This window comes from Enterococcus pingfangensis (assembly GCF_005405205.1).
GTDB classification, from domain to species: Bacteria; Bacillota; Bacilli; order Lactobacillales; family Enterococcaceae; genus Enterococcus_A; species Enterococcus_A pingfangensis.
Genome location: NZ_BJDP01000007.1, coordinates 40,018 through 54,589, shown reverse-complemented (window position 1 = coordinate 54,589; position 14,572 = coordinate 40,018). Strand labels below are relative to the sequence as shown.

At 37.4% G+C, this 14,572-nt stretch carries 14 protein-coding genes; 10 read left to right on the top strand and 4 right to left on the bottom strand.

The window, feature by feature from the left end; genetic code table 11:
* Window positions 1-7 precede the first annotated feature (7 nt).
* On the bottom strand, window positions 8-316 hold the full coding sequence (locus FFM63_RS09880) for a hypothetical protein (RefSeq protein WP_246033290.1): 309 nt from the start codon (window positions 314-316) through the stop codon (window positions 8-10).
* A gap of 642 nt (window positions 317-958) precedes the next feature.
* On the opposite strand from FFM63_RS09880, the gene sstT reads away from it, so the two are divergent.
* On the top strand, window positions 959-2,194 hold the full coding sequence (sstT, locus tag FFM63_RS05345; RefSeq protein ID WP_137609292.1) for a serine/threonine transporter SstT: 1,236 nt from the start codon (window positions 959-961) through the stop codon (window positions 2,192-2,194).
* A 666-nt stretch (window positions 2,195-2,860) separates the two neighbouring features.
* Here the strand turns inward: sstT and FFM63_RS05340 are convergent.
* The 3 genes from FFM63_RS05340 to FFM63_RS05330 form a co-directional block, all read right to left on the bottom strand.
* Window positions 2,861-3,448 carry an ECF transporter S component gene (locus FFM63_RS05340; protein WP_137609291.1) on the bottom strand — a complete coding sequence of 196 codons (588 nt, stop codon included), beginning with the start codon at window positions 3,446-3,448 and terminating at the stop codon, window positions 2,861-2,863.
* Window positions 3,411-3,815, bottom strand: coding sequence for a DUF4430 domain-containing protein (locus tag FFM63_RS05335; RefSeq protein ID WP_137609290.1), 405 nt, complete (start codon window positions 3,813-3,815; stop codon window positions 3,411-3,413). Before FFM63_RS05335 ends, FFM63_RS05340 begins: the two co-directional genes overlap by 38 nt.
* A 199-nt stretch (window positions 3,816-4,014) precedes the next feature.
* Window positions 4,015-4,584, bottom strand: a complete 570-nt coding sequence (locus FFM63_RS05330; RefSeq protein ID WP_137609289.1) for a cob(I)yrinic acid a,c-diamide adenosyltransferase — start codon at window positions 4,582-4,584, stop codon at window positions 4,015-4,017.
* Window positions 4,585-4,828: 244 nt separating this feature from the next.
* On the opposite strand from FFM63_RS05330, the gene orr reads away from it, so the two are divergent.
* From orr to FFM63_RS05285, 9 genes are all read left to right on the top strand, one after another.
* A complete protein-coding gene (gene orr / locus FFM63_RS05325; protein ID WP_137609288.1) occupies window positions 4,829-5,905 on the top strand; it encodes an ornithine racemase Orr in 1,077 nt (358 codons plus the stop codon).
* A 14-nt stretch (window positions 5,906-5,919) separates the two neighbouring features.
* A complete protein-coding gene (locus tag FFM63_RS05320) occupies window positions 5,920-7,344 on the top strand; it encodes an amino acid permease (RefSeq protein ID WP_137609287.1) in 1,425 nt (474 codons plus the stop codon).
* A gap of 31 nt (window positions 7,345-7,375) precedes the next feature.
* Entirely contained in the window at window positions 7,376-8,431 is a 1,056-nt protein-coding gene (gene ord / locus FFM63_RS05315) for a 2,4-diaminopentanoate dehydrogenase (protein WP_137609286.1), read from the top strand.
* A gap of 20 nt (window positions 8,432-8,451) precedes the next feature.
* Window positions 8,452-8,751 (top strand): 2-amino-4-oxopentanoate thiolase subunit OrtA, encoded by a 300-nt coding sequence (ortA, locus tag FFM63_RS05310; RefSeq protein ID WP_137609285.1) that lies wholly within the window; start codon window positions 8,452-8,454, stop codon window positions 8,749-8,751.
* Window positions 8,751-10,151 carry a 2-amino-4-oxopentanoate thiolase subunit OrtB gene (ortB, locus tag FFM63_RS05305; protein ID WP_137609284.1) on the top strand — a complete coding sequence of 467 codons (1,401 nt, stop codon included), beginning with the start codon at window positions 8,751-8,753 and terminating at the stop codon, window positions 10,149-10,151. Before ortA ends, ortB begins: the two co-directional genes overlap by 1 nt.
* A gap of 12 nt (window positions 10,152-10,163) precedes the next feature.
* Window positions 10,164-10,535: an ornithine aminomutase subunit alpha gene (locus FFM63_RS05300; RefSeq protein ID WP_246033289.1), complete on the top strand. Its 372-nt coding sequence runs from the start codon at window positions 10,164-10,166 to the stop codon at window positions 10,533-10,535.
* A 1-nt stretch (window position 10,536) separates the two neighbouring features.
* Window positions 10,537-12,495 (top strand): D-ornithine 4,5-aminomutase subunit OraE, encoded by a 1,959-nt coding sequence (gene oraE, locus FFM63_RS05295; RefSeq protein ID WP_137609283.1) that lies wholly within the window; start codon window positions 10,537-10,539, stop codon window positions 12,493-12,495.
* 341 nt (window positions 12,496-12,836) lie between these two features.
* Entirely contained in the window at window positions 12,837-13,463 is a 627-nt protein-coding gene (locus tag FFM63_RS05290; RefSeq protein WP_137609282.1) for a TetR/AcrR family transcriptional regulator, read from the top strand.
* A 3-nt stretch (window positions 13,464-13,466) separates the two neighbouring features.
* The gene (locus tag FFM63_RS05285; RefSeq protein ID WP_137609281.1) at window positions 13,467-14,417 is read left to right on the top strand and encodes an aldo/keto reductase; all 951 of its coding nucleotides are present in this window, start codon (window positions 13,467-13,469) and stop codon (window positions 14,415-14,417) included.
* Window positions 14,418-14,572: the final 155 nt, after the last annotated feature.

The following is a 14,572-nucleotide window of genomic DNA, read 5'->3' as shown; positions in this document are numbered from 1 at the left end:
TGGCTTATCAATTTCCATTCGTTTTTTTACGATCTCGTAAATAAGTATTGATTGCTGTGATCTGAAACGGAGTTCCTTTTGTTATTTGAAATAAAAAATGCCCTTTAGGATTCCTTTCTAGAAGTTCATTGTAAATATCAACCGCTTTTTTCGGAATACTAATTTCTCGCATGCCAGCATTATTTTTCGTTGAATTAGATTTCTTCCTACCTTCGTCGATTTTTTTATCTAATAATTTTTGAGCCTCTTTTTTTGTATCCTGTGCTTTGTTAGGCGTTGTGACAGTCATTTTTTTGTGTATTTGTTCGCGAATCAAAATGCCGCTCGTTAAATTATATGTTGTTTTTCCTTTGAAAGGTGATGGAAATGGGAGTAATCTACAATTTACAGAAAATTATGACAGTCAAAAAGTGAAGTTTCATACAAGCAGACTAAATGATCTTTTAGGCAGACATTTCACCGAGTCGTTTCCTAAAAGATCGGGTACATTTTATATAATCCCTGGACCGTAAAGTCAGAAGGAACGTTAAATGCTTCTAATTCAAGAATAAAGAATATTTTTACAAAATTCATCTATAATTTTATTGGGAAATCACCTAAAGAAGCGATGGTTCCGCTAATCAAAAGAATAGATGAAAATAATAAAAGTGGATTACTTGCCTATAAACTAGATACACAGTAGTAACACTGCTTAGGTGTAAGGCGAATGTGTATTTTTCTTAGTTAGCTGGACAGAAGAGTCATTTAAAAAAGACTCAGAGAAATTTATCTGATTATTTGAGCCGTCCTTCGCTTGATTTATGTTGGAAAATTAAAGCTAACCCATGATATTTCATCTTTAGTATTATTTTAATTAGAAAGTAACAACATTCTATGTTGAAAATATCTGCTTATTCAATTAAACTTTAATTATCATACGATCATATGATAATTAAAAATAGAAAAGAGGGCACTTATTTTGCTAGAATTTTTTAAACAGCTTTCGCTCATCAAACGAATTGCCATAGGGATTGTCATTGGTGGAATATTAGGGGTTTTCCTTCCTCAATGGAGCTTTATTGCGATACTAGGCAGCCTATTTGTTGGCGCGTTAAAAGCGATTGCTCCATTATTAGTATTTGTATTAATCATGGCTTCTGTATCGAAACATCAATCAGGAACTCAAACTTTTATTAAGCCAATCATTTCTCTGTACTTATTCACTACCTTGCTAGCAGCAATAGTTGCTGTATTGGCTAGCTATATCTTTCCTCTAACTATCTCTTTGCAACAGGTTTCAGGAACTCAAGAAGCACCAAAAGCTCTGGTCGATGTATTGACGACTATTTTAAATAATATCGTTCAAAATCCATTACAAGCAATGATTGATGGAAATTATTTAGGAGTTCTATTTTGGTCAGCTTTAATTGGCTTTGCTCTACGTGCACGGAAAAATTCGGTAAAAGAAGTAATTGACGAATTTTCTCAAGCAATCACCGGAGTAGTCCAGTTGATTATTGCTATGGCACCATTCGGTATCGCTGGTCTAGTCTTTGATTCAGTTGCCTCAACCGGTCTGGCAGGATTAGCACAATATGGCCGACTTCTACTTCTATTAGCAGGAACAATGTTGGTTGTAGACTTGATTGTTTATCCGTTAGTAGCTTTTGTGGTAATTAGACAAAATCCATATCCTCTCGTTTGGTTCTGTTTAAAAGAAAGTGCTATTCCAGCATTCTTTACTAGAAGTTCTGCAGCAAATATTCCAATCAATATGATGTTAGCAAAACGCTTAGGGTTAACAAAAGAATCTTATTCTATTTCGTTACCATTAGGTGCGACTATCAATATGGGGGGAGCAGCAATTACTATCTCTATAATGACCCTAGTTACAGTCCATACTTTAGGAATCGATGTTCCTTTTGGTTTGGCCTTGATTTTATGTGTGCTGTCAGCCTTGGCTGCTTGTGGAGCTTCAGGAATCGCTGGGGGATCCTTATTATTGATTCCATTAGCCTGCAGTCTCTTTGGAATTTCTAACGACATTGCTATGCAAGTTGTCGGTGTTGGGTTCATTATTGGGGTGGTTCAAGATTCCGTTGAGACAGCTGTTAACTCATCAAACGATTTATTTTTCACTGCAATCGGTGAATTTTCAGATCTTCGTAAACGTGGAGAAAAAATCGATCTCAAGGAACGCTTGCTAAACAAATAAATGTTCTCCGATTTTATTGACCTAGCTGAAAGGTTCAAGAAGGGTCTAGAGTAAATGAAGGGGACGTTTTATACGTATTTATAAAGTCAAAAAGGAGAATATTGTTTTTGAACTAATCCGGAATTTATAATTTTTGTTTCCTATATTTAGGCGTGCACAGAAAATGGGATAGGCTCCTTATAAATAAAGATGGAAAAACAAGAATTTTGTGAAATTATCAAGAAAAACTCAACAACACTCAGTTAAAAAAATTAGGATTATCTTTTCTAGAATTCTTCAGAGAATGGATGATTAAGGGGAGACTGTAAATAAAGTCCAAATTTTGGGCGGATATTTACAGTCTTTTTCATATTTCTAAATGTCAAATTAAGTTAGACGAGGACTCTTCAATCATGTAGCTCAAAAATACTTACAAAGTAGTTGCCTACTAGAAAAATTAGCAGACCTAGTAGCACGATTCACTTTTAGCTTTTCAGCTAGATAATTTGCGAATTATTCTTTTTACTTAAAAGAAATCTATTGATAGTGATGAAGAGGTATTTGGCACCTTAATTTTTCAATATTTTTATTTATTGACGGGGCACCGTTTCGGATGTTTTTGTGTCCCGAATGGTGACCCGTACTCATAAAAAAACCACCCGTTTTCACGAGTGGCAACGCCTTAGCTTACTTTTCAGGACTGAACCTGTGCCATTTTTGGATCGTCTGAGTTAATAATTTTTTTAAAATCGGTGTTAGCAATATATAGAATATAATATTGCCAACAGCATGCATGATGTCCATTGGAATACCGGCTAAATAATAGGGCAGAAAAGCGGAAATACCGAAAAAAGGAGCTTGGATGGCCGAAATAAACAGACCGAACAGCAATCCGGTAATACCTGCATAGGCAGTTTGGAGTACAATGCTATTTCTAAAAATTGATAGATTCGTTAATAATCCTGTCAGAACTATTAGTAGAAAATAGGTTGCGATTTGCGCAATTGTCCAGACGCCCATCCCCATATAGAAATTTGTGATCAGAATTGAGAGGATGCTGACTAGCAGTCCTTGATAGATTCCCCAATAGATTGTGATGATCAATAGTATTGCGGTCACAGGCTGTACATTAACAATAAATTGAAAAATAGAACGACTGACCACACATAAGGCAATCATCATTGACAGCAAGCTTAATTCTTTCACTCCTAATGAAAAGAGAGAATAAATTTTGCTATTAGAATTGTTCAAGTTTGAACACCACTCGATCGCCATTCTTTAATACAACGTCTTTTGCTCCGGAGTTTACTTCCTCATCATTTACTGTAAAGACCCAATACTTATTATTTTTATCATCTTGCTTGTGACCGTCAATCGAGGTGATCATGCCATCCTTATCCTCAATAGCATAATTTTCTGCTAGCACATCAAACAACTTTTCCCCATCTTTGAATTCAACTTCTTTTTTTGATAGTTCTTTTTCCCCATCTAATAGCGTGATGCTTGCTTGGATCTCTGCCTCTTTACTGCTGGAAACGGCTTCTGTGGATGAATTTTCTGTTGTGCCGGCCTCTTTCGTAGTACAACCGCTGAACGCTAACAGGCTGACTAATAGTGTAAAAGCTAAAATACTTCTTTTCATATAACTCTCTCCTTTTCAAAATTAGTTAATAAAAAAGACACCTTAAATAAAAGGGTGTCTAAAATGATTGAAACAAACGACCCTGATATTGCTTGTTTTTATCAATCAAAATTAGTGTCTGACTTTGCATAAAGCATTTACAGTAGAAAGGGACTGTAAAGGAATTCCACCTTTTTCCTAATGTATGATTGAAATCTATTTAGTTTTTAAAAACATTGTCACTGTTGCGATAGAAAACTTCTGTTTCATTCGTTTGATTGTTGACGTACCGAGCAACTATGAATAGATAGTCTGATAAACGATTAATAAAGACATAGGCATGAGTATTGATTTCTTCTTGTTCTAACAATGTCACTACACGGCGCTCAACTTTACGACAAACAGCTCGAGCATAGTGAAGCCAAGAAGCTAAAGAACTTCCACCTGGCAATACGAATTTTTCAATCGTAGGTGTCTTTTCAACATAATCATCAATCTGCTGCTCTAACCATTTTGTTGGATCTGCCGTGATGCGCAAGGGGAGATCACCATCTATGTTTGCTAGGTCTGTTCCTACATCAAATAGTAAATGTTGAATTTCAATAAGCTCATTAGATAATTTTGTGAATGTTTCTTGCTTTAATTCTTCTTGACTGATTATTAAACCAATGAGTGAATTTAACTCATCTACCTCGCCATATGCATCAATGCGCGGAGAGTTTTTCATGAGACGGGGGCGACCAATTGCGCTGGTTTTCCCTTTATCGCCGCTTCTAGTATAAACTTTCATTGCAACAAGACCTTTCTAAATTGATTGGATAAGTATACTTCTAAAATAACAGATTAATTTAATAAAATAAATACCAAAACAGAATGGTTAGTATGCCGTTTTGTATTATTCAGCACATAATTTGATCAGCGGGCAAAGGCAATCGTTTTTTGAATAGTAACTATGCTTGTTTAGGATTTTTTTTATAAGAAGAGAAAGTATCATTTAGTTGAAAGCGCTTTACTAAAAAGAAAGGACGAATTGTATGAGAAATCCGAGAATAGTTGTTGATCGGAAAAAGTTGAGAGAAAATATTTCGTTTATTGTTTCCAAACTGAAAAAACATCAACTTTCGACCATGGCAGTAACCAAAGTATTCAATGCACATCCGGAGGTGATCGCTCTATATGATGAATTTCCCGAAATTCTTTATTTTGGCGATTCACGTATTGAAAACTTAATGAGCTACCACAACTCAAGAAAGCAAAAAGTATTGATTCGACTGCCGATGATAAGTGAGGCCACTGAAGTAGTTCAATATGCGGATATTAGTTTTAATTCAGAAATAGCGACGATTCGAGCGCTCAACCAAGAAGCAGTGAAACAAAAAAAGAATCATAAAATCGTTCTAATGGTCGATCTGGGTGATTTACGTGAAGGTTTTTTTGAGCGAGAAGCTCTCTATGACTGTATTCAAGAGACTATGAAACTAGAAAATATTCAAATCTATGGACTAGGTGTGAATTTAACTTGTTACGGTGCAATAATTCCTAGCTCGAAAAATTTAGGGGACTTGATCAGTATCAAAACAGAAATTGAAGAACGTTTCAATTTACCGATTGCGATGATTTCTGGTGGAAACTCTAGTTCACTTTATTTATTAGATTCGTCAGAAGACATGCTTCCGATTGGAATTAATAATTTGAGAATTGGCGAAAGCTTCGTACTTGGGAGGGAAACCGCTTATGGAGCTGATTACAAACAAATGAATCAAGATGCTTTTACCTTAGTAACGGAAATCGTCGAGTTAAAGGAGAAACCTTCTTATCCGATTGGCGAAATTGGTGTGGATGCATTTGGACGAAAACCTCAGTATGTTGATAAAGGGAATATGAAACGATGCATCGTGGCCATTGGGTTACAAGATGTGTCGCTTGACGATATCACGCCCAAAGATTCGCAAATTGAGATTTTAGGAGCAAGTTCGGATCACTTGCTTTTGGATCTGACTCATGCTGAAAGAGACTACAAAGTTGGCGATGAAATTGAGTTTACTATGTCTTACGGTTCCGTTTTAAGCACATTTACTAGTAAATATATCAAAAAAGAGTTCATTCGATAAAAGGGGGAAAAATAATGTCACTCAAAGAACAACAGGAAGAGACAGCAAACGATTCTGGTTCGCTAAAAAGAGGAATGAAAATTCATCATGTTGCGATGCTCAGCGTAGGTGGAACGATTGGAACAGGGTTATTTTTGGGAACAGGATACGTCGTTCAGCAGTCTGGTCCAGGAGGAACTTTTGTTGCCTATGCATTTGGTGCATTGATCATGGTACTTATGATGTTGAGTATGGGAGAAATGCTGGTACAAATACCAGTAGCTGGGAATGTCCAAGTTTATGCGTCAAAATTTCTAGGCTATGGCGCTGGGTTTACTGTTGGTTGGGTAAAGTGGTTGCAGTTGGCAGTCACCGTTCCAACACAGATCGTTGCTTCGGCAATTATTATGGGCAATATCATCCCACAAGTGCCATCACTTGTATGGATTGTCGGATTTAGTTTGTTACTATTTTTCTTAAATTCTCGTTCTAATGAAGAATATGGCTCGTCCTCCTTCTTCTTCAGTAGTATCAAGGTAATTCTAATCGTTGTCTTCGTGTTAGTTGGTCTAGGAATGATTTTTGGCGTAGGAGGTAGTCAGGGAGTAGGACTCGTTAATTACACTAATGATGGCGGTTTGTTTCCAACTGGATTTAGTCCAATCATGATGTCTATGATGACAGCTGTTTTTGCTTATAGTGGGGCAGATATGTTCGCAACAGCCGCAGGTGAGAGTGAAAATCCAGAAAAGAATCTGCCTCGAGCGATCAAGATCAGCTCATTGAGTATTATCATCAGCTATGCGTTGACATTGTTTGTTTTAGTCGCTGTTTTACCATGGCGTGAAGCAGATCTGATGGGCAGTCCATTTGCTTATGTTTTCGCTAAATTAGGAATCCCTTCAGCAGAAATGATTGTGAACCTGGTTGTCGTAACATCTGCCTTATCTTCAGCAAATGCCCATGTTTTCGCAGCTGTTCGGACGTTATGGTCAATGGGACATTTTGAACAGGCACCAGGTTTTGTAAAAAAAGTAAACAAACGAAAAGTTCCATTGAATGCGTTGATTGTGACGATGGTCTTTGCCGTATTTGCAGTCGCATCAAGCTTTATTTCACCAGATGTAGTGTATCTATTTTTAACTTCATTTATCGGTGCCGCAGAATTAGTAGTTTATGCGATTACTGGATTATGTGCGATGAAATTTAGGAAGGCCTTTTTAGCGGAAGGCAATCATATCTCTGATTTGAAATTTAAGATCCCGCTATTTCCAATAGTACCGATACTTTTGATTATTTTGTGTATTTTGGTAGCTACCGGAATGATTTTAGAACCAACGCAACGCGGAGCTTTAACGATGGGTGCACCGGTGTTCATTGCATTATTTGTCGGAAGTACTTTATGGGCAAGTATGAAGCGAAAAGTTGGTGTGAAAGCACCTGATGAAACAAAAGAATAAAAAATTGAAAAGTAATTAAGGAGGATTTATTTTGGAAAACGTAAAAGTCATTATTTGGGGAATGGGTGCCATGGGCAGCGGCATGGCAAAAATGTTAATGAAAAAAACAGGTGTCGATGTAGTTGGAGCTATCGATATTGGGGACAAGATTGGAAAACCAATTTTTGAAGTATTAGGAGAAGAATTTCCAAATAATGAAAATATAAAAATAAGTACTGCGGATGATGCAATCAAAGAAAAATCAGCAGATATCGTTCTGCTTTGTACAGACTCTTTTACAGCCAAAGCATTCGAAAAAATTAAAAAAATCGTTGAAAATAAAATCAACGTTATCACAAGTGCAGAAGAGATGGCCTTTCCGAAAGCTCAAAATCCAGATTTAGCTGAGAAATTAGATAAATTAGCGAAAGAAAATGGCGTATCGATTCTAGGAACAGGAATCAATCCCGGTTTAATCATGGATGTTTTAGTATTGGTGATGACCGGTGCTTGCGAAGATATCAAGCACATTACTTCTCGCCGAGTAAATTCGCTTTCTCCATTTGGCAAAGCAGTAATGGAGGAGCAAGGTATCGGTATTTCAGTAGAAGAATTTGAACAAGGAAAAGAAGACGGCAGTTTAGCAGGGCACGTTGGTTTCTCAGAATCTATTTCAATGATTGCAGAAGCTTTGGGCGTCAAATTAGATGCTATCAATCAATCGATGGAGGCAATCGTAACCGAAGTAGATCGGGTCGCACCATACGGCGAAGCAAAAGCAGGATCTGTTGCCGGTGTTTCAATGAAAGCTAGCGGTATGAAGGATGGGAAAGAACTGATTGCAATGGATCATCCGCAACAAATCGAACCAGAACAGGTAGGTGTTCAAACTGGTGATTATGTGATTATTGATGGCAATCCACAAGTAAATTTAGTTAATTCTCCAGAGATTGAAGGCGGAGTTGGAACGATTGCGATGTGTGTCAATATGATTCCCCAAACGATCAATGCTCGCCCAGGTTTAGTCAGCATGATTGATCTGCCGATTCCTCATGCGATTTTAGGCGATTTTAGAGATCAAATTCACGAAGAGGCAAAAATTGTTTAGGAATAGGGAAGGATAGAACTATGGTGAAAAAGGGAAGTTGGGTACAGATTCATTTGGTTGTGTTAAAAACGAATGAGCGAGCACCGCAAGTACCAGATAGCACAAAAAAAGTACCACTTGAAATGTGGGTAAAAGGTTTTTTACAAAAGGATGCAGAAATTGGTGAAGAAGTTACTATCAAAACAGTTACCGGACGTTTGGAAATTGGCAAGTTAGTCCAAGTAAATCCTACGTTTACGCATAGCTTTGGCAATTTTGTACCAGAAATCATTGAAATTGATCAGATGTTGCGAAATGAATTATTTGGAGGTGAAAGTTAGTGAGAGACGATAGTTATCAAGCTGTTATGGCACGTCGCGGAGAGCTAATGGAAGCCTCATTACAAATCAACTATGAAGAGTTTGAGTTAGAAGGTATCGCATTTGATTACGAGAAAATGATGTCAGAAGTAGCCTACTCTATGGAAGAAATGCTTGAGATCCAACGGACATTAGGCGTAGGAAATACTCCGATCATTGAGCTGAAGAATTTGACTAAGCTCGCAAGAAAGTATGCTGCAAAAGGAAAAGGGGCACGGATTTTTGTAAAAGATGAAGCAGCCAATGCTTCGGGGAGTTTTAAAGATCGACGCGCGGCAATCTCCGTATACCATGCTAAAAAGTTAGGATATGAAGGAGTTGTTACCGCTACTAGCGGAAATTACGGTGCGGCCGTTGCTTGTCATGCCGCAAAACTAGGGTTGAAGTGTATTGTTGTACAGGAATGTTTCGACTCAAAAGGTGTTGGGCAACCTGAAATTGTTGAGAAAGCGCGGAAATGTGAAGCGTTAGGTGCGGAAGTCGTTCAATTAACTGTGGGCCCTGAATTGTTTTATCAGTTTTTAAAATTAATTGAGAAGACGGGCTTCTTCAATGCTTCCTTATATACGCCATTTGGAATTGCTGGTGTTGAATCTTTAGGTTATGAAATCGTCCAACAATTTAAGCAGTTTGGCCAACAGCCAGATATTGTAGTTGCCACAAATGCTGGTGGTGGGAACTTGACAGGTACTGCCCGAGGAATGCGGAAAGCTGGGAATACTGCGACTAAAATCGTTGGAGCTAGCGTAGATCTAAAAGGTTTGCACATGGCATCAGATTTAGACTTTAATCGAAAGTCATTCACGACTGGTCATACTGGTTTTGGCGTACCATTTACAACGTCACCGGATCGTTCTGATGTTCCGAGGTCGGCAGCACGTCCATTACGTTATATGGATCGTTATGTAAAAATTCGTCAAGGTGAAGTGTTCTTTATCACAGAAGCTTTGGCAAATTTAGAGGGACTAGAAAAAGGGCCGGCAGGAAATACATCTTTAGCCGTTGCCTTTGTTTTAGCGCAAGATATGCCAGAAGATCAAATTATTTTAGTCCAAGAGACTGAATATACTGGTGCTGGAAAAAGTGTTCAGCCACAATTATCCTTTGCAAGAGAAAATGGAATTAATATATATTTTGGCGATCCTGAAGAAGAGGTTCCAGGGAAATCGATTGTTTTACCGTCTTCACCGGCTGAAATTTCAGTGAATGACATTGATTTGTCTTACTTGAAGCAATCACTTATAAAAAATGCATTAAAAACAGCTGATCAACCATTATCAGAAGTTGAGTTGAATTATTTAGCTGAAGAAATTAACGGTTCTGTTGAACAGGTGCAACAAATTATTGAAAAATTGAGCTAAGAGGTGACGAAATTGGAAAACAAAGCAGAAAGAATAAAATTTGAAGAAGCCAGAAAACATTTAGCAGATTTAAACGATGAAGAATTGAAGGCACGTTTTTGGCAATTAGCCGAAGAAGTTGTTGAACCAATGTTAGAAATGGGGAAAAAATATACCTCGCCATCAATCGAACGTTCTGTTCTGCTGAGAATGGGATTTTCTTCAATAGAAGCAACAGAAATCGTAAAACGCGTGCTATCGCATGAGTTAATGGGCAAAGGCGCCGGACATATCGTCTATCGAATCGCTAAAGAAAATGATCTAAGCGTGCGAGATGCGGGCTTAAAATTAGCTGATGGCGAACTTTGGGAACAAGTAGATAATATTTTCAAGGAGGCAAATTAATATGTCAAAAGAAATTAAGCTTGATGAAAATAAAAAATTAGATATTCACGAAATCTTAGATGATTTAGCTAATTATCGCCCAAGACGCCGCGGCTGGTCATGGCGTACACCAGTGCCGCGTTATAAAATGCATAGTTTTGAATACCATGATATGGCAGAATCATTGAAAAAATATGTACCATTGCCTTCAGCAAAATATTTTGACAACATTGATCCGCAAGGGACATCTTCGATCACAACCGAAATTGCCTCAGGTCGTTTTGAAGATGATATTCGCAGAATGCGTATGGCTGCTTGGCATGGTGCGGATCATTTGATGGTTATTCGTACCGCCGGTCAGTCTCATTTTGAAGGCTTGATTGAAGGAACACCGCAAGGAATCGGCGGTATTCCAATTACTCGGAAACAAGTCCGTGCTCAAAGAAAAGCACTGGATGCAATCGAAGACGAAGTGGGTCGTCCAATTAACTATCATAGTTATGTTTCAGGAATCGCTGGACCAGAAGTTGCGGTAATGTTTGCTGAAGAAGGGGTCAATGGCGCACACCAAGATCCGCAATACAATGTCTTGTATCGAAATATTAATATGATTCGTTCTTTTGTCGATGCTTGTGAATCTAAAAAGGTAATGGCTTGGGCAGGGATCGCTCAAATCGATGGTGCACATAATGCTAATGCAACGGCCCGTGAAGCTTGGAAAGTAATGCCAGAACTAATGGTACAGCATGCAATCAATTCTATTTTTTCTCATAAAGTAGGAATGGAAAAATCAGATATTTGCTTGTCAACAGTACCGCCAACAGCGCCCCCGGCACCGTCAATGTATTTAGATCTGCCGTATGCTGTTGCACTGCGTGAATTCTTTAGCGACTATCGGATGCGTGCCCAACAAAATACAAAATATATGGAAGCATCGACCCGTGAAGCGACGGTGACCCACGTATTGAATTTACTGATTTCAAAATTAACAAGTGCAGATATTCAATCGACCATTACGCCAGATGAAGGCCGAAACGTTCCGTGGCATATTTATAATATCGAAGCAGTGGATACTGCTAAACAAGTTTTTCAAGGATTAGACGGATTTGGCGACATGGTGAAATTGCTTGATGACGGTCCGTTGCACGAAACTGCGCGTGAAATCAAAGAAAGAGCTGTCTTATTCTTTGAAGGAATCATTGAAGCCGGCGGATACTTCCAATCAGTTGAAGATGCCTTTTTCGTGGATTCAGGAAACTATCCAGAAAGAAGTAATGTAGTGTGTCATATGGTCACATCAATTGACGGCAAAATAAACGGACAGTACGCAAAAGAACCCTTAACTGAGAAAATTTTTGGTTTTTACTATGAAACCTTATTTGATCAATTGGGAACTGCAATGGCGGTAGGAAGAGCAACTAATGCAGAGTCTTTAGAAGTAGTTGGGCATACCGAAATAGATTTTGAAAAATATAAAGATACTGATATTGATTATGAAGATTTTATCGTTCAAGATCCAGATAAATACTACTTCTTAAGTTTTGACAGAAAAGGCAGTTGTAATTGGGCAAAAAGTCATTTTGAACATTTGGGCAAACGACTGTTGATAGTTGAAGTATTAACGAAAGAAGTCAAAAAGGAATATCTTGCCTATTTACGCGAAGTTGGTATTCCCTATATTTTTGCTGGGGAGTCTGCTTCAAAAATGGATTTGAATCTTGCTTTGAGTAAACTTAAAACAGAATTCGGTATTGAGAATGTAGTATTATGTGGCGGTGCAGTTCTCAATGGTGCATTTTTTAAAGAGGATTTAATTGATGAAATCTCTCTTACCGTTGCTCCATATATAGAAGGAAACAGAGATGCAAAATCCTTTGTTGAATTATGGGCTGATTACCGGAATACGCCTTTTCCACTAAAAGAAGCCACTCCTATACCTGGTGGCGGTGTCCATTTGATTTATAAAAAAGCGGACCAATAACTGTGAATTTGGCATCTATTTATCGAGGGGAAATTTGATTTAGAAGCATAAAAAGTTGGAATAGAATTACAACAGGAAAAATCACAAAAAGATTTTTTTCAAATTGTTTCACAGATAGTTGTTATACTAGTAGGCCCAATCGTCTTAACAGATGATTGGGCTTTTTTAGAAGAAAGAATATTCTAGGGAAGACAAAACCTATTGTCTAAGTGACCCTATCTGCCAAGAGCATATCTCTTCTTCATAGGAATGAAAAAAACTAAAGAAAAAATATTGACACGGTGTCAGAATCGGAGTATGATCTTTTTGTAGTTGACACGATGTCAGGAGGTGAAGAATGAATGACACAAGAAAAAGCTAGTAAAACAAGAAAGAGTGAGATTCTTACAGCGACAAAAGAATTAATTGATCAAGGTTACTATTATAAAGATATCAATATGAAAAAAATCAGCGTGATGACCTCTTTTAGTAGGCCTTCAATTTATAACTATTTTCAAACGAAAGAAGAAATATTTTTGGCATTGTTAACCCAAGAATATGTCGACTGGTCCGGTGAATTATATTCTTTAAATGAACAAGCAGGTCAGATTCATCAGCAAGAATATATCGAAAAACTTGCCCAATCTTTAGAAAATAGACCACTGATGTTGAAACTAGTATCAAATAATTTGACTGATTTTGAGGAAAATAGTCGGATGGAACTGATTATTCCATTTAAGGCTTCATATGGTGAGACGTTAAAGGCGGCTGATAGTAATCTGCAACACTTTTTCCAAAAAATGTCGGAGAAAGATCGTAACGAATTTCTTTTTGCCTTTTTTCCCTTCATTTTTGGATTGAATCCTTATGCGGTAGGAACAAAAAAGCAAAAAGAAGGACTGAAACAAGCGGGAGTGGCATATACTTACCATTCTGTTCATGATTTAACACTGAATTTATTAAAAAAATTATTGAAAATTGAGGGATAGAATATGGAAAATAAGAAGAATGAAATTGCACTAGGTACTTGGTCTTGGGGAATAGGTGGCTTTGCAGGCGGAAATGTTGTTTTTGGCAATCACTTAGACACAAGTGATCTAAAAAAAGTTTTTGCAAGCGCCGTGGCGAATGATTTAAATTTATTTGATACGGCTTATGCTTATGCAAATGGCGAATCTGAACGAATCTTAGGAGAATTAGTTGCGGATTATGATCGAGAAGCGATACAAATTTCCGATAAGTTTACGCCGGGGATGCAAAAAGATGAAGCCGAAAATCCTGTATTGGATATGCTAGAAGGGAGCCTTGAGAGATTAGGTACAGATTATATTGACATTTACTGGATTCACAATTCAGCTGATATTGAACGTTGGACGCCGTTTTTAGCAGATGTTGTGAAGTCAGGAAAAGTTCGCCGTATTGGTGTTTCAAATCACAGTTTAGATCAAGTGAAGCGAGTCCAAGAAATTCTTGAACCAGCAGGAATTAAAATTTCAGCTGTTCAAAATCACTTCAGCTTGCTTTATAGAGAATCAATTGAATCTGGACTTTTAGATTATTGCTTAGAAAAGGATATCCAATTCTTTTCTTATATGGTTTTAGAACAAGGAGCTTTATCTGGTAAATATGATGAAACACATCTTCTACCTGCAGAATCTAACCGTGGGAAAACCTATAATCCACTTTTCTCAGATTTAAAAGATCTTTTAGCAGGGTTAAAAGGAATTGCCGCTAAACATGATGCTTCAGTAGCACAAATTGCAACTGCATGGGCAATCGGTAAAGGAACAACTCCAATTTTAGGAGTAACAAAAGTCAATCAAGTGGAAGATGCAGCACAATCAGCACGAATTAATTTGTCAGAAGAGGAAATGCAACAGTTAGAAAAATTAGCGATCGACGCTAAGATAGATACTCGCGGCGGCTGGGAAGGCGAAGCGTAGTATTTCTGCTAAAGATAGATCCGACCATTTAATAATGAATATAATATTAAAAAAAACGATATTATTAAATTAAAAACAAACGAGTTAAATATATTTTTTTGATGATAAAATAATTCAATGATTTTACAATTCGCTAGATAAATGTAATGATTAAT

Bases quoted from the DNA above. Each gene is read 5' to 3' on its own strand.
- FFM63_RS05340 (WP_137609291.1), bottom strand. From the start codon at position 3,448: ATGGCGATCGAGTGGTGTTCAAACTTGAACAATTCTAATAGCAAAATT.
- FFM63_RS05335 (WP_137609290.1), bottom strand. From the start codon at position 3,815: ATGAAAAGAAGTATTTTAGCTTTTACACTATTAGTCAGCCTGTTAGCG.
- FFM63_RS05330 (WP_137609289.1), bottom strand. From the start codon at position 4,584: ATGAAAGTTTATACTAGAAGCGGCGATAAAGGGAAAACCAGCGCAATT.
- orr (WP_137609288.1), top strand. From the start codon at position 4,829: ATGAGAAATCCGAGAATAGTTGTTGATCGGAAAAAGTTGAGAGAAAAT.
- FFM63_RS05320 (WP_137609287.1), top strand. From the start codon at position 5,920: ATGTCACTCAAAGAACAACAGGAAGAGACAGCAAACGATTCTGGTTCG.
- ortA (WP_137609285.1), top strand. From the start codon at position 8,452: ATGGTGAAAAAGGGAAGTTGGGTACAGATTCATTTGGTTGTGTTAAAA.
- oraE (WP_137609283.1), top strand. From the start codon at position 10,537: ATGTCAAAAGAAATTAAGCTTGATGAAAATAAAAAATTAGATATTCAC.
- FFM63_RS05290 (WP_137609282.1), top strand. From the start codon at position 12,837: ATGACACAAGAAAAAGCTAGTAAAACAAGAAAGAGTGAGATTCTTACA.
- FFM63_RS05285 (WP_137609281.1), top strand. From the start codon at position 13,467: ATGGAAAATAAGAAGAATGAAATTGCACTAGGTACTTGGTCTTGGGGA.